This window comes from Nibribacter ruber (assembly GCF_009913235.1).
GTDB lineage: Bacteria > Bacteroidota > Bacteroidia > Cytophagales > Hymenobacteraceae > Nibribacter > Nibribacter ruber.
This window is the reverse complement of record NZ_CP047897.1, coordinates 918,686-944,251: the sequence shown is the minus strand read 5'-3', so window position 1 is coordinate 944,251 and position 25,566 is coordinate 918,686. Positions and strand designations below refer to the sequence as shown.

Here is a 25,566-nt window from a genome sequence, read left to right as displayed (position 1 = left end):
GTTATTTGATAATGGTGACGCTGCCTTTCAAAGGATTCTCCTCCTGGTTCAGCCGGATGATGTAGTAATAGGTGTCTACGGGCAGCGCCTTGCCGTTGTAAGTTCCGTCCCAGGGCGTGGCGTAGCCTTTAGAGGTGTACACCCGTTGTCCCCATCGGTTAAAGATTTCAATGCTGATGTCCGGGAAGTTGCTTACGTTGCCCAGGTCCCAGGTTTCATTGACACCATCGCCATTAGGAGAGAAGGTATTTACAATCTTAAGGCCGCCAATCACGGTGACCGTGACCTCGTCTGTGTCGGTGCAGCCGTTGGCGTCTGTTACCTGCAAGGTGTAGGTGGTGGTGAATATGGGGCTGGCGGCCGGGTTGGCCACGGTGGCGCTGCTTAAGCCGGTAGCCGGAGTCCAGAGGTAGGTGGCACCCCCGCTGCCGCGCAGAGTCACGGCCTGGCCTTCAATAATGGTGGCATCTGGCCCGGCGTCTGCCACCGCGTTGCTCACGGTCACCTGCACCTGGGTGCGGGTCACGCTCACGCATTGATTGGTATTCTTGGCCTGCACGTAGTACGAAGTAGAAGCCGTCAAAGGCCCCGTCTGGAATTCTGGACCGATGAACACTGGCGTTCCACCTTCAGGCGAAGTAAACCACTCAAACACGCCACCAGTCCCGCTTGCCCGCAGGGTAACGGACTCACCGGCGCAGGAGGTGACATTTGTTGCCTCCACGGTTGGGGCCACCGGAGAAGGTTGCACCGATATCAGGATTACATTGGAGGCATTGGCCAGGCAGGTATTACCAGCAGAAGTCACCAATCGGCGGTACCAAGTGTTGAGATTGGTGGCAACCGGCGTATAGTTCTGCGAAGTGGCGCCCGCAATGTTCTGGAACCCGTCTGTGCCATTGGTGGTGCTTTGCTGCCATTGGTAACTCAAGGTGCCGGAGCCGCCTGTTGCCACAGAACCAGTAAAAGAGGTGGTGGTGTTCTGGCAAACCGATGTCTGTGCAGCAGTAATGGTGTTGTCATTGACCGGCGCGCTCACCGTAATTTTCACCACGTTGCTGCTCAAGGAGTCACACCCCTCAGAAGATACCAGCCTCCTAAAGAACGTGGTCTGGGTGAGCACCGCTGGAGAATAGTTCTGACCAGTGGAGTTGCCTGCCGCCGTTTGGAAGTCTTCTGCGTTGCCGTTGAGGCTGCTTTGCCAGCGGTAGGTTCTGTTCAGCGTGCCGCCGGTAGGCACGGTGCCGGTCAAAGGAGCCGGAGCAGAGCCAGTGGCGCAAATTTCCTGATTGCCCTCAATCACGTTGTTGGTCAGTTTGGGCGTTACGCGTATCTCCACTACCACGGCAGAGGCTTGGTCACAGGCAGAACTGATGACCCGCCTTCTATAGAAAGTAGTCTGGGTAAGAACGCCGGGACTGTAGTTCTGCTGGTTGTTCACGCCAGGGGCAGCGGTAAAGCCGTCGGTGGCATTGTTGCTGCTTTCCCAGAGGTAACTCACGCCCGCAATGGCAGTACCGGTGATTTCAGGTGCGGTGCTGCCCTCGCAGATGGTGAAAAGCCTTCCGGTGCCCACGTTAATGGTGTTGCCCTCAATAGCCGGACTCACATTCACCACGGCTACGTTGCTGGTATCTGACGGACAGGAGAAATTAGAGCGGGCTATTCTTCTAAACCAAGTGGTGGCAGCCAATGGCCCCGGCGCGTAATCTTGCGCCGTAGCCCCAGCAATGGTGGTGAACCCAGTAGTTTCATTGGTAGTGCTTTTCTGCCAGACGTATGCGGGGGTGTTGGTGCCTTCTTTGGCCGCCGTACCGGCAAGGGTGCCTGGGGAGGAACCTGCGCAAATCTCTTGGTTTCCGGCTTCCACAGAGATGGAATTATCCGTGATGCCAGGCGTCACGTTCACCGTGAAGGGAGTGCGGGTGGCGCTTTCACAACCTTGCGGGGTCACCGAGGCCACGTAGAAGGTGGTAGCGCTATTAAGGGAATCTGTGGTGTAGTCTCTTCCGGTTTTTAAAGGCGTTCCTCCCGCAGGTTCACTATAGAAATTATACGTCGTACCTGGCCCCGTCGGTCGTAGGAGGGCGGAGGTTTCATTGCAAATGGTTGTGGAGGCCGTGGTGAACGTAGGTGCCCCGGGTATCTCATTGACGGTGATGGTGGCCGTGGCCATTTGCTGCTCTACTTCATCTGAGGCCCCGCATTCATTGGTCGCCACTACCGTGACTGTGTAGACACCCACGTTGGGGAACCTGATCTCAGGGGTCATGTCCTGAAGGGTGGTGCCGTTGACGGCTGTTGCCCCGCTCGTGCCCGAGATAGTCCATTTGTACCCGCTAATGGTGCCCAGGTTGGCGTCAAACTGCACCATGTCTGCGTTGAACCTGATGGTGGTGGGCGCCCCGCAGGCCGTGGAGTCTGCGTTCATCTGTACTTCGGGCAAGGCAATCAACACGCTCTGTTCCGTAGAATCTGTGCCGCAGGTATTGGACACAAACAGCTTGATGGTGAACCGGCCTTTGTTCTTGAAACTGAAGATGGGATTTTGAGTGGTGTCTGTGGTGTTATCCAGGTACTCCATATCACTGTTGCCTACTTCCTGGCCGTTTTTGTTGAGGACCTTCCACTTATAACTCAGGTTTCCGCCGCTGCTGCTGTCGGTGTCTACGGTCACTTTCACGGGCACGCAGGCGGCAGGGTCCACCCGTTCTTTGTTGGTGGTAAAGCCAGCCTTTGGCTTTCGGCTGATCTGGTAATCAATGGTATACACAGAATCACAGCCGTTGGACCCAATGGCTCTGATGGAGATTTTAAAAGCGCCGGTGGTGTCATAGGGCACGGTATTCCGGATAGGCTTAGTCGCCGTGAAATCTCCTGCTGTAAATGCCCTTGGCCCGGCACCATCCCCGAAGTCCACCACATACGAAACAATGTTATTGGGCACCGGAGTAGGATTGAGCAAAGAGGCCGTCTGTTTAATAACCTTCTGGCTGTCTGGCACGCAGACAATAAAATTGCTGCTGTCTTTGGGCGGGGAGAAAGCCGGCTTCTGAGCCACCGAGATTGTTGTAGACCGTGCCGGAGAGGTACAACCACCTTGCGTCACGGCATACACCTGAGCCGTGAAAGTGACTGTTCCGTTACCCACCGAGTTGTATGCGTGCTGTACGAAATCACCAGTAGAGGTAGTTCCGTCACCAAAATCCCAGACATAGTTGGTGTTGGGCAAAGGATTTACAATGGAAAACCCAATGGGCGTGCCAGCGCACTGAACAATGTTGGGGTTGACCAGAAAAGTAGGCTGGGCCGGTTGAGGAGTTATGGTGACGGTAACGGGCGTAGAAGTTTTGGCGGTACAGCTAGGGCCCGTCACCCGCACGGTATAATTGCCCGAGGCCGCGGCCGTAAACGTGACCCCGGTGGCATTTGGCACATCTACTCCGTCTTTTTGCCATTGGTAGGTGAGCCCAGGACCGCTATTGGCGGCCAGGGTCACCGCGTCTGGCTGGCAGACGGCGGCCGGATTGGAGGGCGTAATCACAGCGGGGCATTCCTGCGCAACACCCTGTGCCAGATTCATCAGAAAAACGCAAATGAACAGTAAACACCTTTTGTAATAGTACATCTTATCTCATAGAAAAAGGTAAGGGTATGCTAGCGGCAGATCACGTTCAAAAAGCCGCTCAAAGGAACGTTGGGAGAAAGAGTAATTACTGTATGTTGGATGCGGTGCCGTTTTTCAGAAATTCCTTATTAAGCTAGAAACCTGTTTTTAAGGAAATAAAACGAGCGAATGTACCGCGGGTAATTTCTACTAGAATTGAGTGAAAGGTACGTATCTGTTTGAACGCCAGTGAATCATCTCTTCCTTGGGGTGAGGAAGCGCAACGGGGTGCAATCATTAAAATCTGCTGGAAGGGAAGAGCGCCCTGTTACTCTTGAACTGCTCTGCACTGCCTGAAAAGAAAGGATATTTGTAAATACTAATATTTTAAAAAAATGTTGCTTCCATCTCCTCAGTACGGCATTTAAAAAAGATGCCTTTGAGATATACGATACTCTCATGCTACCGGATTCTGGCAAAAGTGATATCAAAACTTCGACTTAAGGCTTAAGAAGGAAAGGAAGTAATCAGCAACTAAAGTAAGTATGGCAGAAAATGTCCAAAGAGCTATGTGCCGGCCAGGAATATCGTTTTTGGGCTGTTTTCTGGGAAACAGCCCAAAAACGGAGAGGGCGCTACCATTGGTAGCGCCCTCTCCGTTTTATCTAAATCAATGGGATTCGTTCACGCAGTGGCTCCGCGCTCCATTTCGTTCCAAGCCAGAGCAGCAGCACCCATGACAGCGGTGTTGTTCAAACCTAGGCCAGACGGAAGAATCTTTACCTTGCCTTTGAAGATGTGCAGCAAGTTCTTCTCCATGTGGTAGCGAACGGGGTCAAACAAGAACTCCTCGGCGCGCACCAAGCCCCCAAATAAGAAGATGGCCTCTGGGCTCAGGTGGGCCACGGTGTCGGCTAGTTTCATGCCCAGCACTTTGCCGGTGTATTCAAAGGCGTCAATGGCAATCTTGTCGCCGCGTTTGGCCGCCTGGGTGATCATCTCAGCAGTCAAGTCATTGAAGCTCACGCTGCGCAGCTCGCTGTAATCGGTAGAGTCGGCGAGGAGTTTGTACACGGTGCGCTTGATGCCCGTCGCCGAAACGTAGGTTTCTAAACAGCCTTTTCTTCCGCAGCCGCACATGCGACCGCGGCCGTTCACGTTCACCAGGGTGTGTCCAATTTCGCCGGCGTTGCCGTCATGGCCGTACACCAGCTGGCCGTTCACCACAATGCCGCTGCCCAGACCGGTGCCCAGCGTGATGACCACAAAGTTGTTCATGTTCTTGGCTCCGCCGTACACCATCTCGCCAATGGCGGCGGCGTTGGCATCATTGGTCAGGAAAACCGGCATTTTAAAGTACTGCTTCAGGAGGTCCACCAAGGGAACGCTGCCGTGCCATTTCAGGTTGGGTGCGTTTTCAATGGTGCCGGTATAGTAGTTGCCGTTAGGGGCGCCCACGCCTACGCCAATCAGGTTGGCCTCGTCTTCAATCTTCTTGAATTTGGTCATCACCTCCTGGTACAGGACTCGCAAGAAATCATGCACCGTTTCTCCTTCATTGGTAGAAAGCTCCCCTTGAACCAGGCTAATACCGTCCCGATCCAAAAAACCGAACTTGGTGTTGGTGCCCCCAATGTCAATACCTAAAATTACGTCCTTCATGTGCGTTTGTAGAGAATAGATGCAGAAGGCAGAACGGCCAAAAGAGGAGGCTGCCTTGGGTACTTTTGCTTTAAAAGACGAAACTTAAGAAGAATCGGGCATTTACCCAAATACAAGGCCTTGTAGTTCTTATGTGGTTGACAAATAACTATCAGAAAATTAAGTGTTTATAATTATTAGCTAGGCCAAACAGAATGCTATGATCCTTCGCTAAGTAAGAAAATGTCGCCTTGAAAGCGGATTATGTAAAGTACTCCGTTTTTGGCTTGTTTTGTAGAAAACAAGCCAAAAACGGAGGGCCAAGACCAAGAAGCCATTTGTGTACCAGGACTTACACCAATGGGGTAGGAGATGCTTCAGAAATTATTAAATTTCTCCTATATTTCCGGCAGTTTTACTGGCAAAAACCGATAAAATTCGCTATTTTTGCATGTTAATAACCCACCGATTACACCATGAGTGACATCGAACAAACTCTCGATAACAACACCTCTTATTCAGCAGACAGCATTCAGGTTCTGGAAGGACTGGAAGCCGTACGCAAGCGCCCCGCCATGTACATTGGCGACATTGGCGTAAAGGGTCTGCATCACCTGGTATGGGAAGTAGTTGACAACTCCATTGACGAGGCCCTGGCCGGTCACTGCGATGAGATCAACGTCACCATCAATGAAGACAATTCCATCACCGTGTCAGACAACGGCCGCGGTATACCGGTAGATTTCCACCAGAAAGAAGGGCGCTCTGCCTTGGAGGTGGTCATGACCGTATTGCACGCCGGCGGTAAGTTTGACAAAGACAGTTATAAGGTTTCTGGCGGTTTGCACGGCGTAGGGGTTTCCTGCGTGAACGCCCTTTCCACTGACCTGCACGTGACCGTTCACAAAAACGGAAAAGTGTATGAGCAGCACTACAACATTGGCGTGCCAGCGTACCCCGTACGCGAGATTGGCACCACAGATAAATCTGGTACCACGGTCCATTTTCAGCCAGACGCCAGCATCTTCACGGTCACAGAATACAAGTATGAAACCGTGGCCAGCCGTCTGCGCGAGCTTTCTTTCCTGAACAAGGGCATCAGAATCAACCTCACTGACCGCCGCGAGGTTTTGGCGGGTGGTGAATTCCTGAACGACTCTTTCTTCTCTGAAGGCGGTCTGCGTGAATTTGTAGCCTACCTGGAGGAAACTCGCGTGAACCTGATTCCTGACCCCATTTATGTGGAGAGCGAAAAGGGCGGTATTCCGGTTGAGATTGCCTTGAATTACAACACGTCTTACACAGAGAACATCTTCTCTTACGTCAACAACATCAATACCCATGAAGGCGGTACCCACGTGGCCGGTTTCAGGAGAGCGCTTACCCGTACTTTGAAAAGCTACGCCGAGAAGTCTGGTATGCTGGAAAAAGCCAAGGTGGAGATTCAGGGCGATGACTTCAGGGAAGGTTTGACCGCCGTGATTTCTGTGAAAGTGCAGGAACCGCAGTTTGAAGGCCAGACCAAAACCAAGCTGGGTAACTCAGACGTGATGGGCGCCGTGGACACGGTAGTAGGAGAGATCCTGAACCAGTTCCTGGAAGAAAACCCCAAAGAAGCCCGTATCATCATCCAGAAAGTGATTTTGGCGGCGCAAGCTCGTCTGGCGGCCCGCAAGGCCCGTGAGATGGTACAGCGTAAGAACGTGATGGGCGGCTCTGGCCTACCGGGTAAACTGGCTGACTGTTCTGACAACGATCCTGAAAACTGTGAACTGTACCTGGTGGAGGGTGACTCTGCGGGTGGATCGGCTAAACAAGGCCGTGACCGTAAGTTCCAGGCCATTCTGCCGCTGAGAGGTAAGATCTTGAACGTGGAGAAGGCGCAGGAGCACCGCATCTATGAGAACGAAGAGATCAAGAACATGATCACTGCCTTGGGCGTGAGCTTCGGGACGCCAGAAGACGACAAGGCCTTGAACATGAACAAGCTGCGTTACCACAAGGTGATCATCATGACGGATGCGGACGTGGACGGTTCTCACATCAGAACCCTTATCCTGACGTTCTTCTTCCGGTACATGCGTGACTTGATTGACTCTGGCTACGTGTACATTGCCCTGCCACCGCTGTACCTGGTGAAGAAAGGCAAGGAAGAGCGTTACTGCTGGACCGAACAAGACCGTATTGAAGCGGTGGCTGAACTAGGCAAAGGCAAGGACGAAAGCGTGGGCGTACAGCGCTACAAAGGTTTGGGTGAGATGAACCCTGAGCAATTGTGGGAAACCACCATGCGCCCAGACACCCGTTCCCTCAAGCGCGTTTCAGTAGAATCTGCTGCCGAGGCTGACCACTTGTTCTCCATGCTCATGGGCGATGAAGTGGCGCCGCGCAGGGATTTCATTGAACGCAATGCCAAATACGCCAAAGTAGACGTGTAAGCAATAAAAGCTTCTTTTTCTGGCAACCTTAGGGCAGAAATGGAAGTTGAATTATAGAACAAACACAAAAGCCTGCGCTCTTGCAGGCTTTTGTGTTTGTATTCATGCTGACAAGCAAAAAGCTAGTATCTTAGCACAAGGCAGAAACGGGATATTCCGCGTTTCAGAATTGATGATTCATCTGCTATGAACCCAATAAAAGTCTCTGACCAAATCCGGAAAAGTAATTACATCTCTCGTGACCTGAGCTGGATGCGATTTAACTTTAGAGTCCTGGACCAGGCCCGCAACCCAGACACCTCCATCTTTGACCGGCTCAAGTTCCTGGCCATCACGGCATCCAACCTGGACGAGTTCTTCATGATCAGGATTGGCTCTCTGTACAACTACATTGACTACGGCAAGGAGCGAATTGACTACTCAGGCATGCGGGAGGTTCCGTTCCGGAAGAAACTGCTGGATTTTTCGCACCGCTTTGTCACAGACCAGTACAAAGTGTATCAAGAACTGGTGAAGGAATTCCCGAAGCACGGGCTGGACATCTGCCGGGTACAAGACTTAACCGAGGCCGAGCAACGCAAGGTAGACGCCTATTTTAAGGACACCATCTTCCCGCTGCTCACGCCCATGGTCTATGACAGTTACCACGGCTTCCCGCTCATGATGAACATGCTCCTCATTTTTGGGGTAGTGACGCAGGTGAATGAAGACGTGAAACCAGCCAACCGTCTTACCTTCATTCAGGTACCGGCCAATCTGAACCGTTTTTTGGAAATTCAGCGCAAGGACAAAGTCATTTTCGTGCCCATTGAAGACGTGATTAGGGAGAACATGCCCAAGCTGTTTCGCAACGTGGAGATTCTGTCGGTGAGTTTGTTCAGGATTACCCGCAACGGAGACTTTACGCTGGAAGAAAGCGATGACATGGACCAGGACTTTGTGCAGGAAGTCAAACTCAAGCTTAAGACCCGTAAAAAAGGACGGGTGGTGCGCCTGGAGATGGACAAAGAACCCTCGCCGCACATGCTTAAGATTCTGAAGGAGCGCTGGACCATTGACCAAGCCAACCTGTTTCAGATAGACGGACTGGTAGACTTGCGCGGCCTTTGGCAGATCATCAAGCATCCGTTGTTCAAGAACAAGCTCATGAAGGCCCCAGCCCCCGTGCAGGCGCCTAGTTTACCGCGCGGTGCCGAGGAGAACATGTTTGAGTACCTCAAGGAACATGACGTGCTCTTGCACCACCCCTACAACAGCATTGAGCCGGTGGTGAGCCTTTTAGAAAAAGCCGCCGAAGACCCGTATGTGCTAGGAATCAAGCAGACCATTTACAGGTTGGCAGACAATTCCAGAGTGACGGCCGCCCTGCTCAAAGCCGCCGAGAATGGGAAGCACGTGTCTGCGCTCTTTGAGGTGAAGGCCCGCTTTGACGAGGAGAAAAATATCAAGGAAGGGGAGCGTCTGGAGAAAGCTGGTTGCTTCGTGATTTACGGCATCAGTAAGTACAAGACCCACACCAAGATGATGATGATTATCCGGAAGGAAGGGGAGAAGGTAACGCGTTACGTACACATTGGCTCTGGTAACTACAACGAGTCTACCAGCCGCCAATACACAGACATCAGTTTACTAACCACAGATGACGTGTACGCGCATGACGTGTCTGACTTCTTCAATGTCATCACGGGGCATTCCTATCCAGAGGACTATCAATACCTGATCACGGCGCCCAAGGACATGCGCCAGCAGTTGATAGAATTGATCCGGCACGAGGCGGAAAATGCCAAAAAAGGCTTTGAGGCGGGGATTGTCATTAAAATCAACTCCCTGGAAGACAAAGAGGTGATAGACGAGTTTTACGCTGCCTCGCAGGCGGGCGTGAAAATCAAGTTGATTGTGCGGGGTATCTGCTGTCTTCGTCCGGGAAGGGAAGGCTTGAGCGAGAACATTCAGGTGAGCTCTATTGTGGGCGAGTACCTGGAACACGCACGCTTGTTCTACTTCCACAACAATGGCATTCCCACGGTGTTGGGCGGTAGCGCAGACATCATGGTGCGTAGCTTTGAACGCCGCATTGAAGCCTTGTTCTACATTGTCAATGACGAGTTAAAACGGCAGGCCATCAACATCCTTCGCTTTAACCTCATGGACAACCAGAACTCCTACATGATGCGCGAGGATGGCACTTACATTCGCCGTCATCCGGCAGAAGGCGAAGCACCCTTCAACGCCCACCGCGAATTCTACCACTTAACCAGTGAGATGACCAAGGAAGCTTGCTTGTTTTAAAATGCTAATTATTCAATTTTCTAATGAGTTATAAAACGGAAGAGCCCGAAAGTTTTAACTATCGGGCTCTTCCGTTTTTGGGCTATTTCTCAGAAAATAAGCAAAAAACGATCTAAAAATCAATCTTGAAATGGTGGTGGATGCCTTCTTGGTGGCGCTCTAACAAGGCTTGCAACATACCGTCTTTCAAACCCACCTGCGGAACCAGCATGCTCTCAATGTGGGCCCATTTCATGGCAGACAGGTAAATCTCGGCGGCTGGAACAATCACGTCGGCGCGGTCTGCGTTGAGGAGGAGCACTTTCACGCGCTCTTCCATGGACAGGCTGGCAATGTGGTCAACCACTTCTTCAATCTGCTTTTTGAAGATAGGCTTGCCACCGGTTTTGCGGGCCATGTCATAGATTTTGTTGATGTTGCCACCGGTGCCAATGGCCCTTGATACATGGTGCAGTTTAGCTTTCTCGGTTACCCATTCTTGCATGGCCGTCCACATTTCCTGAGACTCATCGCCCTGCATGTGCCTAATGGAGCCTTGCTCAAAGGACCGCGAGGCCACCTTCATGCGGTTCACGTAGATGTTGAACTCGGTGCTGCCGCCACCTACGTCAATGTGCAGGTAGTTTTTGTCGTCCAGCTGCTGCCGAATGACCATGTTAATCAAATCTGCCTCGGTGGTGCCGTCAATCACCTGTATGTCCATACCCAGTTTTTTGTGGACCTCCTGGATGATCTCCGGGGCATTGGTGGCAGAGCGCATGGCGGAGGTGGCGCAGACCATGTAATCCTGCACCTCATGCACTTCTAACAGAAGTTTAAGGGCGTGCAGCAGTTTTATGAACTTCTCTGATTTCTTCTTGGAGATGATGCCAGAGGCAAAAACGTCCTCGCCCAGACGCATGGGATACCGTATGTATTCCACCCGTTTAAAGAGGGTGTGCTGCTCATACTTAAACACGTTGGAAATCTGGCACCGCACCGCGTTAGAACCAATGTCAATGGCGGCCAGTTTTAAGAGGGGTTCAGTGGCTTCTGTCATAGAGGTAGAAACAAATATAGCCAAAAACAGAAAACGGCCCTATGGATAAAGCAGCGTTTTTAGTCTGTTTCCTAGAAAACAAGCCAAAAACAACCTGGGCTGCAGGTGCGTTAAAAGGGGAATTACCACCCGATTTCCAGAAAAGGAGGGAGCTTTAAAATATTGGCCGGATTCCATGCTTTTCAAAAAAATAATACTACCTTAGCATAAGAACGGTCTCCAAACGGAAGGCCGTTCTTCTTTTTTACCACAGTACTCATCCATACCAATTATGGCAACAGTATCATACTACACCGCAGAAGGATTGCAGAAACTCAAAGAAGAGTTGGCAGAACTGAAGACCAAAGGACGTGCGGAGGCGGCGCGTCAGTTAGCTGAAGCCCGTGACAAAGGGGACTTGAGCGAGAACGCCGAATACGACGCTGCGAAAGACGCCCAGGGCCACCTGGAACTAAAGATTTCTAAACTAGAAGAGGTGGTGGGCAACGCCCGCCTCATAGATGATTCTAACCTTGACCCTACCAAGGCGCTAATCTTGTCAAAGGTGAAGCTGAAGAACCTCAACAATAACATGGAGGTGATGTACACCCTGGTAGCTGAAGAAGAGGCCAACCTGGCGGCGGGCAAAATATCAGTGAAATCACCTATTGGCAAAGGCCTGCTTGGCAAAAGCGTAGGAGACGTAGCCGAAATCACCGTTCCGGCCGGTACCATCAAGTTTGAAATTAAAGAAATCTCCCGTTAATAAGTAAGCGCCATGGCAGAAACCATCTTCTCAAAGATTGTGAATGGAGAGATTCCGGCGTATAAAGTGCTGGAAGATGACCGTTTCCTTGCCTTTCTGGACGTGAACCCACTGGTGAAAGGCCATGTGCTGGTCATCCCCAAGGAGCCCGTAGATTACATCTTTGACCTGGAACCAGGCACCCTGGCAGATTTGCATAAGTTCGCGCAGAAGGTGGCCGTGGCCATCAAGAAAGCCGTTGATTGTGAGCGTGTAGGCATGGCGGTGATAGGCCTGGAGGTGCCCCATGCGCACATCCACCTCATTCCCATCAACAAGATGTCAGACATGAACTTCAGCAATCCCAAGCAGAAGTTCTCCGCAGAAGAGATGGAAGATGTGGCCCACGCCATTGGAAGAGAAGCCTTGCAGTAAGTGTAGATGCTAGACAGTAGACCTTAGATATTAGACAGTAATAGTTACCTCAATGATCACAAGATGATTCTTGGGTATTCTTAGTAAACAGTTCTGCCGTTTTTGGGCTGATTTCATGAAATCAGCCCAAAAACGGCAGAACTGTTTTAACCTCTATTCAAGGTCTAAATCAAAAGTCTACTGTCTAGTGTCTACCTTCTAACGTCTATTTGATGCGATTGGGGTTTTCTGTTAAGAAGGCTTTCCAGGATTTTCCGCCGGCTTTTAAATTGCTGCCTTGGGCGTAGTGGTGGCAAAGGGCTACGGCCAGAGCATCTGTGGCATCCAGGAACTTGGGAGCTTCTTTTATTTTGAGAATTTGCAGGAGCATGGCTGCTACCTGTTCTTTGGAGGCGTTTCCGTTGCCGGTCACGGACTGTTTAATCTTTTTGGGCGCGTATTCCACGTAGGGAATGTCTCTGGAAAGGGCGGCAGCAATGGCAACCCCTTGCGCCCGGCCCAACTTTAGCATGGACTGTACGTTAGTCCCGAAGAACGGTGCCTCAATGGCCATCTCGTCGGGGAGGTACTCGGTGATGAGGCGCAGGGTGGCGTCAAATATTTTCTTTAATTTCACAGCGTGGTTCGGGTAGCTTTTCAGTTGCAGAACCCCGTACTGTAGCACATTAATCTTGGAACCGTTTATTTCAATGAGGCCATAGCCCATCACGTTGGTGCCGGGGTCTACGCCAAGAATTAACTTATTATTAGGAAGTGGTAGGCTAGAATGAATCATAAAGTACAAAATTACAAACAATCTGGCAGTCTTAAGCTACCCGTGCGCCTTTTGGTGTGGGGGGGCAAGCTGGCGGTTTTGTGTTTGACGCTTTATTATTTGAGACAGGCCCTGCTGGATTCTGAGAATCAAACTGCCTTTTCCTGGGTCAGATGGCAGCAGGTGTGGTCTACCAACGGATGGGCAGCGGCGCTGGCCCTTGTTTTACTGCCCCTCAACTGGGGCGTGGAAGCTCTCAAGTGGCAGTACCTTTCCCAGAAAATTGAAAAATTATCTTTCTTAAAAGCCTATCGTGCGGTACTGGCGGGCCTTACCCTGGGGTTTGTGACGCCTAACCGGGTAGGAGACTATGCAGGCCGCATTTTAACGCTGCACCAGAAGAACCGGGTAGACGCTATAGGCGCCATTTTGCTGGGCCGTCTGTGCCAGTTGTTTGCCACGGTGCTGGTGGGTTCTGGCGCGCTGGCGTATTTCTTCTATAGCTATTATCTGCCCCTGGCCACCCCGGTGGGAATTTCGGTGGCGTTGGGACTGCTGTTGGTCAATGGATGGATGCTGGCCTTGCTGTTCAGTTTTCACTGGGCTATTGCCGTGCTGGAAAGAATTCCTCTGCTTAAGCGATGGGTGCACTACTTCGCTGTGATAGGGGACTACTCGCCCGAAGAATTGAACCGGATGATTTTACTTTCTGGATTGCGGTATGCGGTGTTCATGGCCCAGTTCATTGCCCTGCTGTGGGCGTTTGGCGTCAACCTTACGCTAGATCAGTACATCTGGGGCGTGGCCGGAACCTTCCTGCTGAAATCATTGGTGCCGTCCATCAATGCTCTGGCAGACATTGGCATGCGCGAACTGAGCGCTATGCACTTCTTCGGGTTGATGGGGCAGGAACCCATGCTGGTGCTGGGAGCCAGTTTGTCTTTGTGGGCCCTCAACATTGCCTTGCCCAGCGTGGTGGGCTTGCTGTTTGTGCTTCCGCTTAAACTCACCCGCACCCGTTGATTTTCTTAGTCGTTTTGCTGTTGGTGTTAGGAACCTACGCCCTGGTGCTGTTGGGTAGTGCCTGGGCCTGGGCCAGACTACCGGTTCCGAAAAACCAATCTGTAGGTTCCAAGGTTTTCTTCACAGTCATTATTCCGGTAAAAGACGAACAAGGCAATCTCCTTCCATTACTCCAAGATTTAGAACGACAAACCTACCCATCATCGCTTTTTGAGGTTTTGGTAGTGGATGACCATTCCATAGACGGCACGCCGGACTTAGTAAATGACTTTCTTCAGCGCAGCTCTTTACAAGTGAAGCTTCTGTTTTTAGCCTCTTTTCCAGAAAAGAGGCTAAAAAAGGGAGCCATTGAACTGGGAGTCTCCCAAGCCCAGGGAGACTGGATTGTCTGCACAGACGGGGACTGCAGAGTTCATCCTAACTGGCTTACTGTACTCAATGCCTGCCGGCTGGAACAGAAAGCCAAACTGATCAGCGGGCCCGTAATGCTCACTTACCAAGAAGATTGGTTTCAACAGTTGCAGGCGCTGGAGTTCTCGGCGCTTATTGGAGTGGGGGCGGCATGCATTGGCTGGCAGCAGCCCACCATGTGCAACGGTGCCAATCTAGCCTATGAAAAAGCTGCTTTTCTGGGCGTGAACGGCTTTGCCGGGAATGACCATCTACCGTCGGGGGATGATGAATTCCTGATGCACAAAATCCACCAAAAGTATCCGGGGTCGGTTGCTTTTTTAAAAGATCAGGAGGCCATTGTCAAGACCTCAGCAATACCTGCGTTCAAAAGCTTTTTGGAGCAGCGCAAACGCTGGGCCAGCAAATGGAAGCATTATACCCGCACGGCTCCCAAAGCCTTGGCGGTGCTGGTGCTAACGGCAAATGTGGCGCTTTGGGTGGTTCTTGGTTTGGCGGTAGCAGGTACACTGGGCTGGTGGTGGTTTTGGTGGGCGCTGGCTATGAAATTAGTTCCTGATCTGGTATTGCTTGCGCCGGTGCTGGACTTCTTTAGGAGAAAGAGATTACTTTTATTTATTGGTCTTTTACAGGTGCTGTATGTCCCGTATGTGCTCGCCACCGCCATTCTGGGGTGGCGGGGAACGTATGCCTGGAAAAACCGTCAACACTTACCCGTATGACAGATTCAGAATTTGACCTCTTAGATGAGTTGTATTTTGTTACGCCTTACAACGAGCTTCGCCAACAAATAAACCTGCCCGAGCAGGAGTTTGAACAAACCTTGCTGCAGTTGATTGGCAATGGGTACGTGAAGGTGTTGTTCCCTGACCAGGACACAGAGGTACCCTTTGAGGCAGAACATTTTGCCGCCTATCGTGAGCAGTATTATCTTCTGGCCACCAAGGCAGGACTTCTGGCGCACAACACCGCTGGGTAAAACCTTACAGTACAAATACTGATTTTAAGGGCTTACGCAAGAGAACGACCAGACTTTGCCTTGGTAAATGTGCTTCGGTGGGTTATTTTAATTATTTTGCCGGCTGAATCTTCTGGTAACGTATGATGGGCAGGACCCGGCTACCGCAACTGGTTATTCCGTTTCCCCAAACCTGAAAGACAATGTCTGAGTTGAAGTTTCCCACGGTAGAGCAGGAGTTGAATCTGAAGAAGCTGGAATTGGCGGCCTTGCTGGAAATCACGAAGGCCATCAACAACAACTTGCCAGAGGAAGCGCTCTATAAAATCTACCACTTCACGCTTCTGGCGCAGCTCCACATCAGAAGGTTGGCGCTGTTTATTCATGACGAGGCCTGGGAGTGTAAAGTCAACTTCGGGACAGATCATAATTTCAGAGAGATAGAGCTGCCCGTTGAGGTAACCGATCTGCGGCAGATCACTGCCATGGCTAAGCTGCCTATTGACAAGCGCTGGCAGGACTTTGAGACTATCATTCCCATCATTCATAACAACCGCATTCTGGCCTTCGTCATGATCGGGAACGTGCACGCCTACTACACCACGCTGGGCGCCTTGAGCTTTGTGCAGACCCTGAGCAACATTATTCTGGTAGCCATGGAAAACCGTAGGCTGGAGCGGCACCGGTTGGCCCAGGAGGCGATTAGGAAGGAGATTGAAATTGCCCGTGAGGTGCAGAACATGCTGTTCCCCAAGAGCCTGCCCAACAACTCCAAAGTCTCCATTCATGCCACCTACATTCCGCATTCATCCATTGGAGGCGACTATTATGACTTCATTCAGATAGATAAAGACCAGTTTCTGTTCTGCGTGGCAGACGTTTCTGGAAAAGGCGTGCCGGCTTCTTTGCTCATGTCTAACTTTCAGGCGGGCCTGCGCACCATCCTTCGGCAAACCACAGACCTGGGCACCATCGTTTCTGAACTGAACTACCTGATTTACCAGAACGCGATTGCCGAAAAGTTCATCACCACGTTTGTAGGGATTTATAATGCCCAGACGCGCGAGCTGTCTTATGTAAATGCCGGTCACAACGCTTCTATTTTGCTCTTGGAGAACAACACCTACCAGTTGCTGGAGGCTGGCTGCACCATGCTGGGCATTTTTGAAGAGCTTCCCTTCCTGACGGTAACCAACGTGTACATTCCTCCCAAGTCTTTTGTGTTCTGCTACACGGACGGCCTCACGGAGGTATTCAACACCGACGAAGACGAGTTTGGCATAGACAACACCATACGGGTACTTCAGTGCTGCCGCTATGTGAGTTCGCGCAACATACATACGCAGTTGTTGCAGGAGATCAATAGCTTCAACAGCAGTGCGTCTTATTCAGATGACATTACCTTGCTGTCCTGCCGATTTAAATAAAATTAATTAAACTAGGTGCTAGATGAATGGCCGGCGTTTTTGGCTTATTTTCCAGAAAAAACGCCAAAAACGGCCATCAGTTTAAACTTGGGCACAATTAAGTACGCTTTCGCTTATCTAACCATAAATTTGTAAAGTGCGCTTCTTCCAGACTCCTGCTGTGTTCTCTTGGCTGTTCCCCAGAATCTGGTGGCACAGGAAGACCGCGGAGAAGGTACTTTATCTTACGTTTGATGATGGCCCCATTCCAGACGTGACAGAGTTTGTCCTGAATCAATTAGCCCTCTATCAGGCCAAAGCCACTTTTTTTTGTGTAGGGGAGAACCTTGAGCGAAATCCTGCCATTGCTGAAATGGTTTACCATGCCGGTCATACGCTGGCCAACCATACCCACAAGCACGTGCAAGCCTGGAAGACGCCGGTAAATGACTATCTGCTAGAGGTGGAACGCTGTCAATCCGCGCTAAATAAAGTACAACCCACGGCCAACTCTTCTATGCTCTTCCGGCCGCCGCACGGTCAGCTGACGTTGGCGCATCTTAAGCGGTTGCAGGAAAAATACCAGGTTGTCATGTGGAGTCATTTAACTTATGACTTTGATCAGACGCTTCCGCCGGAAAAGTGCTGGGACAAGCTTAAAGGAAAGCTAAGGCCTGGCGCCATACTAGTGATGCATGATAGCCTAAAGGCTGAACGGAACCTGCGTTTTGTCTTGCCGCGCCTGTTGCAACATGCTGTTTCATTGGGGTATTCTTTTAAAGCCCTGTAAGCGCATGCTGTTTTCATTGGTCTACTTCGTGGTTTTTTTCCTGTTTTTTCTGTTGGTATTGTACTTCTGGCTGTTCAGGTTCAAGGGTAGATCAAGAAAGCAAGAACTAGTCGCTAACCTGCCAAAAGTCTCCATCCTGATAGCCGCCAGAAACGAAGAGGCGCACATTCTCACGTGTCTGGCCGCCATTGACCGGCTGGACTATCCCAAAGACAAGCTGGAAGTGATAGTAGGAGACGACCGCTCTGAGGATCAGACGCGCGCGCTGGTGGAGATCTATAGAAAAGACAAGCCTTACCTTATTTGTTTGGCCATTGAAGAGAACTTGCCTGGGCTCAAGGGCAAAGCCAATGTGCTGGCGCAGCTGGCGCACCATGCCACCTCAGATTATTTTTTCATCACAGACGCAGATATAGAAGTTCCGCGGGCCTGGGTCCAAAGCCTGCTGGCGGAAGTGCAGCAAGGTCTGGCCATCGTCACGGGTACCACCACGGTCAAGGGGCAGAATTGGTTTGCCAGAATGCAGTCCCTGGATTGGTTATACTCCCTGGGCCTCATGCAGGTGGTGGCTGACCGGGGGCTTCCCGTTTCCTGTATGGGCAACAACATGGTGGTGACGCGGCAGGCGTATGAGGCCGTGGGTGGGTTTGAGGGGCTTCCGTTTTCTATCACTGAGGATGTGCAACTGTTCAAGCACGTGGTGCAAAAGGGCTTCAAGACCGGCCATGTTTTTGACAAATCCGTTTTGGCGTTGAGCCTGCCCATTCAGTCATTAATGGAGTTACTGCACCAGCGCAAACGCTGGATGCTTGGTGCCTCCCAACTACCCTGGTACATCTGGGCGCTGCTGGTTTTCCATTCCATGTACTATCCGGTATGGCTGCCTTTTTTTCTACACGCTTCTCTGGGAACCATGGCGTTGATTGGCGGCGGAAAGGTGCTCCTGCAAAGTATCTTCATCAAGAAAGCCTTTAAACGGGCGGACGTGCGCATTGGGTGGCAGGATTTGTTGTATCTGGAGGGATATCTGTTGACCGTTTCTTTAATGCTTTTGCTGTATTTCTTCCTGCCGTTCAAGATAAATTGGAAGGGAAGGCTGTATTGAAAAATACGGTTGGCGGGTAAACTGTTATATTTGTCGTTTCTGGGCTGTTTTCTGGAAAATAGGCCAAAAACAGCATCCACCCAACGCGCGCCAACATGAAGTTCATAGATACCCACGCCCATATCTTCGCCCCAGAGTTTGATCAAGACCAGGACCAAATGATCCAAAGGGCACAAGACGCCCTCATCACCGAAATTTACATGCCCAACATTGACCAAACCTCTATTGAGGCCATGTTGGCATTAGAAGCAAAATATCCCTCCCTATGCCATTCACTCATGGGGCTGCACCCTTGCTACGTGAAAGAAGATTTCCAGCAGGTGCTGTATGAGATAGAGGCATGGTTTCAGAAGCGCACGTTCAAAGGAATAGGGGAGGCCGGCCTGGACCTGTATTGGGATAAAACCTTTTTTGCCCAGCAGCAGGAAGTGCTAAGAATCCAGTGCCAGTGGGCCAAGCAATACAAGATTCCCATCATTCTCCACACCCGAGACGCTTTTCAGGAAACACTGGCCATTGTAAATGAGCAGCAGGAAGGCACCCTCCGGGGAATTTTCCATTGCTTTTCGGGGACGGTGGAAGAAGCGCACCAAGCCATTGAGGCTGGCTTTTTACTGGGCATTGGCGGGGTGGCTACCTTTAAGAACGGCGGCCTGGAACCCGTCCTGCAAGAAATTGACCTGAAACACCTGGTCCTGGAAACCGACAGCCCGTATTTGGCCCCGGTGCCGTTCAGGGGCAAGCGCAATGAGCCTTCTTATCTGCCCAAAGTGGCTCAGCGCCTAGCCGATCTAAAATCATTACCATTGGAAGAAGTTGCCGCGGCCACCTCTGCCAATGCCACTCAGTTATTCTCCTGATCTATGAAGTTTTTTAAGGTAAATATCAACACAGCCGCCCCGCGTAATCCAGAGGCGTCTATTTTGCTTATTTACACGGGTGGTACCATTGGCATGGTGTCTGACAAGCAGGATGAGCACCTGGTCCCTTTTGACTTTAGTGAGGTGATTCACAGGGTGCCAGAGATGCGGCAGTTCAAAGTGATGCTAACCGTGCTCAGCCTTGATCCGCCCATTGACTCTTCCAACATTGGCGTAGAACACTGGGTGAAACTGGCGCAGATAATTCAGGTGAACTATGACGAGTATGACGGTTTTGTAGTGCTGCATGGCACTGACACCATGGCCTACAGCGCCTCGGTGCTGAGCTTTCTCCTGGAGAACCTTTCCAAGCCAGTCATTTTCACGGGAGCACAGGTGCCCATAGGCCGTATGCGCACAGACGCTCGCCGCAACCTTATTACCGCCCTTGAGATTGCCTCGGCGCACTTGAAAGGCAAGCCGCTGGTGCCTGAAGTGTGCATCTTCTTCAATACTCAATTGCTGCGCGGCAATAGGGCTACTAAGGTGGAGAGCCGCATGTTCAATGCCTTTCACTCTGGTAAGTTTCCGCCGTTGGCGCACGTAGGCATTGATATTGAATACAATCAGACGAATATCAAACCCTTGGCGGAGCAGCCCCTCAAGGTGTTTCAGGACCTGGAGGACCAGGTGGCGGTTTTGAAACTTTTCCCGGGTATAAGCCCGGCAGTAGTCAAAGCCGTTTTGGAGAGCGAGGGTTTGAAGGGATTGGTGCTGGAAACGTTTGGATCTGGCAATGCACCTACTTATCCCTGGTTTTTGGAATTACTCAAGCAAGCCATGCAGCGCGGCGTGGTCATTTTGAACATCTCTCAATGTGAGGAGGGCGAAGTACGGCAAGGACAATATGAGACCAGCTTGTATCTGCGCGAAATGGGCGTAGTAGGTGGTTCAGACATGACCACTGAGGCGGCCGTGACCAAGCTGATGTTTGTGCTGGGACAACGCCTTTCTATGGATGAAACCAAAGAGCTGCTACAGACCAATCTGCGGGGCGAGCTTACTTTACGCGTTTAATCCAGGTAAAATTAGAAAAGGGCTTGCAAAAGCGTTTGGTTCTGCCTTTCTTTGCAACCTGTAATCCGGAGAGGTGTCAGAGTGGTCGAACGAGCACGCCTGGAAAGTGTGTATACTGGTAACGGTATCGAGGGTTCGAATCCCTCCCTCTCCGCCACCAAAACAAAGAGCCTTGCAACTGATGTGTTGCAAGGCTCTTTTTCTTTTAATACGATTTGGTTTGATTACGTTAAGCGGGATAAAAATTCTGTAATTGTATTTAGGATAAAAAAAGCCTGCCGTTGACAAGACGGCAGGCAGACAGACAAACAACAAAAAAACTAAATTGAAACGCACATCGGTGCCCGGGGGAAGCACTGATATTCATCTTGTAAACTCTTTATCTGGCTTCTGACGAGTGTAAGTCAAATCTCACTGTCCTCTATTTTTTCGCTATGTATGATGAGTGAATACTTAGCAGAACATGTCTGCCAACTAATAACTCTTCATGAGTTATACACAGGAATAAGTAAGGAAGCAGGAAAATTCAAACACCAACTTCGCAGAGCCTACCAACAAACACATGCATTGCAACTTTGGGTTATCAATGCCCAGAGATACGCCTTCTTGTAAGTAGCAGAGCTCTGAATTGTTGTAAAAGTATAGCGATATTGACGGAGAAGAAAGGAAAGAGTTGAAAAATCGTAACTAGGATAAAAATAATATATAATTGAAAGTATGATTTAAAAAGTAGGATAAGTTGCTGTTGTTCAGTATTAAAATATATTTTAACTTTGGTAGAAATAACATTTCGTTATTGCTTGATTTTGCCAAAATAATTGCCTAAAGCTTGTAAGCTTAAGATAGAAAGCAACAATAGAATAGCTGGCCATAAGAACAGCCACCAGCTATCAAAGGAATACCTGGCTAATGATAACATCTTTCCCCAAGAAGGCACATCGGCGGGTAAGCCTATGCCTAGGTAGGCTAGGGTAGAACCAATTCCTAATAAACCAGACGCATTAAAACAGAAATTGGTTATTAAGGGACTTTTCATAGCAGGCCATAGGTATTGCTTGAAGCGCGTTTGCCTAGTAGTACCCAGCGCAATGGCCGCCTCATAGAAAGCTTCGTTTTTTGTTTGTAGCACCTTGGCCCTGGCTAGTCTGGCGGGCAGCACCCAATACGTGAGCATAATCCAGAAGCCTAGCCCTTGTAAAGACGGTGCCGACAAGGCAGAAAGCAATAATAGTAGCAACAGCTTAGGAAACGTAGTCCAGAAATCCATGATTCTTTGGATGGTCTCATCAAGGGGAATCTGAATGGTGCCTCTTCTCACTGCCCTTGGAATTAGGGCCCTAACGCCCCAGTAGAACAACCCGATTATTGCAATAAGAAAAGCCGTCAGAAGCCAGAAGGAGGTGCTAATACCAGATGATTGCAGTGCTCCTAGTTTATATAGATAGCCTAGATAGTAAAGGCTTAGTAATATGGCCAATGCACATAAGCTAGGCAACAGGCGAAGGACAAGGGGTTTCTTCGCAAAATTCGCAGAGACCGTTCCAACCAGTACACCCAAAAATGTAGCACCCGCCAAGGGCGGAAACGTAAGCCACCAGGCAGTTTTGGCGCTGGCCACCACATACCAGAAAACGTCTCTTCCTAGTTGGTCAGTGCCAAGCCAGTGGCTTTCGGTTTTAAAAGGAGCTTGCAAGGCGTTTTCTGGGTAGGCGTCAATGGCTTGCAGGGGGATGGGGAGCCAAGCTGTCAACGTGAACAAACAGAACCAGACCAAAGCTAATACTACGCCAGGTGACCAGACGGCAGGCTTGGAGACCATTCTCGGTTTGGTTAACGTCATTGCACCTTCATTCTAGGGTCAATGAGCCCGCTCACAATGTCTGCCGTCCACATGAGTACGGTTCTTAGGAGCAAGAAGAAAAGGGTGAGGCCAATGACTGTGGGGTAATCCTGCGTGAGTAAGGACTTGGCCAGAAGACTTCCTGTACCCGGGAGGGAGAAGGTGACCTCCACAATCAAAACACCCGCCAACAAACTTGCCAGAATATCACCTATCACCACTACAGAGGAGGCCAGCGCATTGGGCAGTGCATGGTACACCATGGCCTGGGAAAAGGAAAGGCCTTTGGCCTGGGCTGTGCGCAGATAGAGCTTGGAGGCTTCTTGCTGCAGGCTCTGGTGAAAGAACAGGGAAAGAAAGGGTAGCAAAAAGAGAGCTACGCACCCGCTGCCCAAAAGCGTGGAGGGCGTAAACGACATTCCGGAAGAAGCAAAAAACAAGGTGCCGCCCGCCAGCAGATACAAGGCAAAGATGCCCAGTGTAATCATAAAACCCGGCACACTATCTAACGTGTACAAAACCTGTTTCACCCATTTTGTAGCTAGACTCAAAGGAGTAAGAGTGAGCCAAAAACCCAAGATAAATGACCCAATTAAGGCTAATCCAAATCCGGGGAAGGCAATAATAGAAGAGACCTTCAAAGCCTTTGCTACCTTGTCTTGTACTGGGGAATAGTCTTGCAGTGAGGTACCCAGCCGGCCGGCTATAATTTCAGTTAACCACAGGTGGTATTGATTGTCCCAGCTATTCCACTGGACCACCGGGAGCAAATGCCACCAAGGTGCGGAGGCCTTCTGCAAGTTTTGCCAGCGTGCTAATAAAAGAGAATTTCTTTTTTGGCCAGTTTTTTCCAAATAAAGCGAAAACTGAGCTGACGCTTCTTCCTTTGCAGTATGAGAGGAAGCACTTGCCCAGGCAGAAAGTGAAGAAGTTATCTGTGCTTTTTGGGAAGAAGAAAAATTGTTAGAGCGTAACTCCTCTTGCAGTGCTTGTAGGAAGGCATGTGTGGCCTCTCTGCCATGCCATAGAGTTGCATTACCGGTGAACTGGGTAAGGTGTGGAAGTTCGACTGGCATTTTCTCCCCTTTGAGTATGCCCCAAGGTTGCACACGTATATAAAAGAGTGGCTTGTCAAGGCCCTTTCTTAGTTGATACTCTGCCTTAATCTTTTCACTCACCGTTGAAGAAGCCTGGCCATAGACCGCGGTGTCTGGATCTGACATTCCCAAAGGGGAGGAGGCGTTGGGCAACAGCAGGCTCAGGAAAAACAAAGCGGTGGCGGCTCCCCACAAGGAAAGCAACAGCGCAAAAGCCTTGAATAGCCAATTCCTGAGGGACATTCCTTAGTTTTTCTTTAGCTTAAACTTTGGTAAGTCATAGCCTGGTTTCAAGCTGGAAACTATCACCGAGTCAAACCTGCTGGAGACTACCAGCTTATTTTGCTGGAAAAACAGGAACACCATATTGCTCTCTTCCTGCATCTCTTTCTGCAGTTGTTTTAGTAAGGTGGCTTTCGTGGCTGGGCTAGCTTCTTTGGCGATTTTCTCTAAAAGCTGGTCTGTGGTTGCATTGCCAAAATTAGTGACGTTGCCGCCATCTTCGCCTGTACTGCCCGTATGTAAAAGTGGCAGCAGGTTATACGAAAAAGGATTGCCTACAAAGGTGCGCAAATACAGATCATAAGTATGCTCCTGTAGTCTCTGCGAAATCTGGCTGCTCTCTATGGCTTGTAAGGTAATAGGAATTCCTATGGCTCTGGCATTCTGCTGAAACAGAAGCGCTATGCTTTCAAATTCAGAGTTGCCGCCTCTGTACATGAGGTTGAGGGCCAGAGGAGATTTGCTTTTAGTTTGGTCTTTCACCCAGCCCGCAGAGGTTTTTTGCCAGCCTGCTTCTTTCAATAGCGCCTGGGCTTTTGCCGGGTCAAAGCCAACGGGTTTCAATGCAGAATTATAAAACTGCTTTTCAGAAGGGTGTACCAAGCCCGCGGTAGGAGTAGCCAGTCCTCCCTGTACCGTTTTAATAAGTTGCGGAATGTTAACCAGGTGCGCCAAGGCTTGCCTTGTTTTCATGTCTTGCAGAGTCTTGCTGAAGCCGTTCATGCCCAAGAAAACTAAATCATAGGTGGGCGCCCCGGATAAGTTGAAATGCTTTTTAAACTCAGCGTCCTTCTGCATCTCCAGGAAGTTGGTCAAAGGAATATTATCCATTACATCCACTTGTCTGGCTTTCAGGGCTAGGACAGCTGCGGCATTGTCGGGAATAACTTGGAACTGCAGTTGCGTGGGCCTGGCCACGAAGCTAGGATGCGTAGTGGCTAACTTGTTCCCCCACCAATTGGCTTTCTTGGAAAGGATGATTTGCTGTCCGTTGTTCCAGGAAGTGAGCTGGTAAGGGCCGCTGCCCCGCACCCATGCCGTATCTCTGGCTACCTTAGGGTGGTTGATTTCTTTAGACAAGGCCTGAAAGGTAGGACTAGTAGAAAGCGAGTCATATTTGCTCTTTACCAAGGAGAGTGGTAAAGCCTGTAAACTTCCCTTGGGGTCGTATTTGTGCGCAGGTAGAATAAAAAAATCCCCTGAAAGCAAATCCATTTCGGGGGTGTACCCAGATGCCACAATGGTAAAGGCCAGGGGGTTGTCTTCCCGAAGCTGAATGTCCTTAATGAAGTGGTATTGAGCCCGCCATCGTTCATTGTCTAGCAGTGGACCGTGGAGTAATTTAAGAGAGAAGGCCACATCCTTAGCCGTGACCGGGCGATCATCGTCCCAGCGCGCCTCGGGCCTGATCTGGTAGGAAAAGTAGGAAATAGAATCTTTTACCTTGACTACCGGCAAGGCCGTAGCCAGCAGTGGCTGAACCGTATGGGATCCAATCTCTACAGTGAGTAGGCTTTGATAAATAAGATTGATAAGCTGGAGGGCATGGGCATTCCCATAGCTTAACGGATGTAGAGAAGCTGGGTCTTGGGAGAGCCGTACTTGAACGTGATCTTCTTGTTGTGGGGAGGGAGAGCAAGAGACCTGACATGCCAACAAGCACCCCAAGCCTATCGATAGAAGTTTTTTCATTGATTACAGAAGCTAAGGTGCCCTGCTCAATATTACAAAACTTGCCTCAGATTTGAGTAGAGAATTAAATAAATGAAAGCGGACAAGGGGGGAAAGTG

The 25,566-nt window shown here is 50.3% G+C and carries 19 protein-coding genes and 1 tRNA gene; 13 read left to right on the top strand and 7 right to left on the bottom strand.

Annotated features, from left to right (window positions below):
- Position 1: 1 nt before the first annotated feature.
- Together GU926_RS04060 and GU926_RS04055 are read right to left on the bottom strand one after the other, a co-directional pair.
- On the bottom strand, positions 2–3,583 hold the full coding sequence (locus GU926_RS04060; protein ID WP_160689270.1) for a gliding motility-associated C-terminal domain-containing protein: 3,582 nt from the start codon (positions 3,581–3,583) through the stop codon (positions 2–4).
- A 708-nt stretch (positions 3,584–4,291) separates the two neighbouring features.
- Positions 4,292–5,269 carry an ROK family protein gene (locus GU926_RS04055; protein WP_160689268.1) on the bottom strand — a complete coding sequence of 326 codons (978 nt, stop codon included), beginning with the start codon at positions 5,267–5,269 and terminating at the stop codon, positions 4,292–4,294.
- Between the two features lie 455 nt (positions 5,270–5,724).
- Between GU926_RS04055 and gyrB the strand changes: the two genes are divergently transcribed.
- Positions 5,725–7,686 (top strand): DNA topoisomerase (ATP-hydrolyzing) subunit B, encoded by a 1,962-nt coding sequence (gene gyrB / locus GU926_RS04050; RefSeq protein ID WP_160689266.1) that lies wholly within the window; start codon positions 5,725–5,727, stop codon positions 7,684–7,686.
- A gap of 186 nt (positions 7,687–7,872) precedes the next feature.
- The gene (gene ppk1, locus GU926_RS04045; protein ID WP_160689264.1) at positions 7,873–9,975 is read left to right on the top strand and encodes a polyphosphate kinase 1; all 2,103 of its coding nucleotides are present in this window, start codon (positions 7,873–7,875) and stop codon (positions 9,973–9,975) included.
- A 112-nt stretch (positions 9,976–10,087) separates the two neighbouring features.
- On the opposite strand, the gene GU926_RS04040 is transcribed toward ppk1, so the two are convergent.
- Positions 10,088–11,014: a Ppx/GppA phosphatase family protein gene (locus GU926_RS04040; RefSeq protein WP_160689262.1), complete on the bottom strand. Its 927-nt coding sequence runs from the start codon at positions 11,012–11,014 to the stop codon at positions 10,088–10,090.
- A 271-nt stretch (positions 11,015–11,285) separates the two neighbouring features.
- Between GU926_RS04040 and greA the strand changes: the two genes are divergently transcribed.
- Together greA and GU926_RS04030 are read left to right on the top strand one after the other, a co-directional pair.
- Positions 11,286–11,759 (top strand): transcription elongation factor GreA, encoded by a 474-nt coding sequence (gene greA, locus GU926_RS04035; RefSeq protein ID WP_160689260.1) that lies wholly within the window; start codon positions 11,286–11,288, stop codon positions 11,757–11,759.
- 12 nt (positions 11,760–11,771) lie between these two features.
- Positions 11,772–12,173: an HIT family protein gene (locus GU926_RS04030; RefSeq protein WP_160689258.1), complete on the top strand. Its 402-nt coding sequence runs from the start codon at positions 11,772–11,774 to the stop codon at positions 12,171–12,173.
- Positions 12,174–12,378: 205 nt separating this feature from the next.
- Here the strand turns inward: GU926_RS04030 and ruvC are convergent, their stop codons facing one another.
- A complete protein-coding gene (gene ruvC / locus GU926_RS04025; RefSeq protein ID WP_160689256.1) occupies positions 12,379–12,948 on the bottom strand; it encodes a crossover junction endodeoxyribonuclease RuvC in 570 nt (189 codons plus the stop codon).
- Here ruvC and GU926_RS04020 point away from each other — a divergent pair.
- The 9 genes from GU926_RS04020 to GU926_RS03980 all read left to right on the top strand — a co-directional run bounded on the left by GU926_RS04020 (position 12,940) and on the right by GU926_RS03980 (position 20,714).
- Positions 12,940–13,950, top strand: a complete 1,011-nt coding sequence (locus tag GU926_RS04020) for a lysylphosphatidylglycerol synthase transmembrane domain-containing protein (RefSeq protein WP_160689254.1) — start codon at positions 12,940–12,942, stop codon at positions 13,948–13,950. The genes ruvC and GU926_RS04020 overlap by 9 nt on opposite strands.
- On the top strand, positions 13,947–15,083 hold the full coding sequence (locus tag GU926_RS04015) for a glycosyltransferase (protein ID WP_160689252.1): 1,137 nt from the start codon (positions 13,947–13,949) through the stop codon (positions 15,081–15,083). Before GU926_RS04020 ends, GU926_RS04015 begins: the two co-directional genes overlap by 4 nt.
- Positions 15,080–15,340 carry a hypothetical protein gene (locus GU926_RS04010; RefSeq protein ID WP_160689250.1) on the top strand — a complete coding sequence of 87 codons (261 nt, stop codon included), beginning with the start codon at positions 15,080–15,082 and terminating at the stop codon, positions 15,338–15,340. The genes GU926_RS04015 and GU926_RS04010 overlap by 4 nt, the downstream gene beginning before the upstream one ends.
- Positions 15,341–15,522: 182 nt before the next feature.
- Entirely contained in the window at positions 15,523–16,746 is a 1,224-nt protein-coding gene (locus GU926_RS04005) for a PP2C family protein-serine/threonine phosphatase (RefSeq protein ID WP_160689248.1), read from the top strand.
- A gap of 136 nt (positions 16,747–16,882) precedes the next feature.
- Positions 16,883–17,515 carry a polysaccharide deacetylase family protein gene (locus GU926_RS04000; RefSeq protein WP_160689246.1) on the top strand — a complete coding sequence of 211 codons (633 nt, stop codon included), beginning with the start codon at positions 16,883–16,885 and terminating at the stop codon, positions 17,513–17,515.
- A 4-nt stretch (positions 17,516–17,519) separates the two neighbouring features.
- Complete coding sequence (locus GU926_RS03995) at positions 17,520–18,620, top strand: glycosyltransferase (RefSeq protein WP_160689244.1); 1,101 nt, start codon at positions 17,520–17,522, stop codon at positions 18,618–18,620.
- A 95-nt stretch (positions 18,621–18,715) separates the two neighbouring features.
- Entirely contained in the window at positions 18,716–19,480 is a 765-nt protein-coding gene (locus GU926_RS03990) for a TatD family hydrolase (protein WP_160689242.1), read from the top strand.
- Positions 19,481–19,483: 3 nt separating this feature from the next.
- On the top strand, positions 19,484–20,557 hold the full coding sequence (locus GU926_RS03985; RefSeq protein WP_160689240.1) for an asparaginase: 1,074 nt from the start codon (positions 19,484–19,486) through the stop codon (positions 20,555–20,557).
- Between the two features lie 67 nt (positions 20,558–20,624).
- Positions 20,625–20,714: transfer RNA gene (locus GU926_RS03980), tRNA-Ser, on the top strand.
- A gap of 636 nt (positions 20,715–21,350) precedes the next feature.
- Here the strand turns inward: GU926_RS03980 and GU926_RS03975 are convergent.
- The 3 genes from GU926_RS03975 to GU926_RS03965 all read right to left on the bottom strand — a co-directional run bounded on the left by GU926_RS03975 (position 21,351) and on the right by GU926_RS03965 (position 25,468).
- A complete protein-coding gene (locus GU926_RS03975) occupies positions 21,351–22,397 on the bottom strand; it encodes an ABC transporter permease (RefSeq protein ID WP_160689238.1) in 1,047 nt (348 codons plus the stop codon).
- A complete protein-coding gene (locus tag GU926_RS03970) occupies positions 22,394–23,197 on the bottom strand; it encodes an ABC transporter permease subunit (protein WP_160689236.1) in 804 nt (267 codons plus the stop codon). Before GU926_RS03970 ends, GU926_RS03975 begins: the two co-directional genes overlap by 4 nt.
- Positions 23,198–23,740: 543 nt before the next feature.
- Positions 23,741–25,468 carry an ABC transporter substrate-binding protein gene (locus GU926_RS03965; RefSeq protein ID WP_262886152.1) on the bottom strand — a complete coding sequence of 576 codons (1,728 nt, stop codon included), beginning with the start codon at positions 25,466–25,468 and terminating at the stop codon, positions 23,741–23,743.
- Positions 25,469–25,566: the final 98 nt, after the last annotated feature.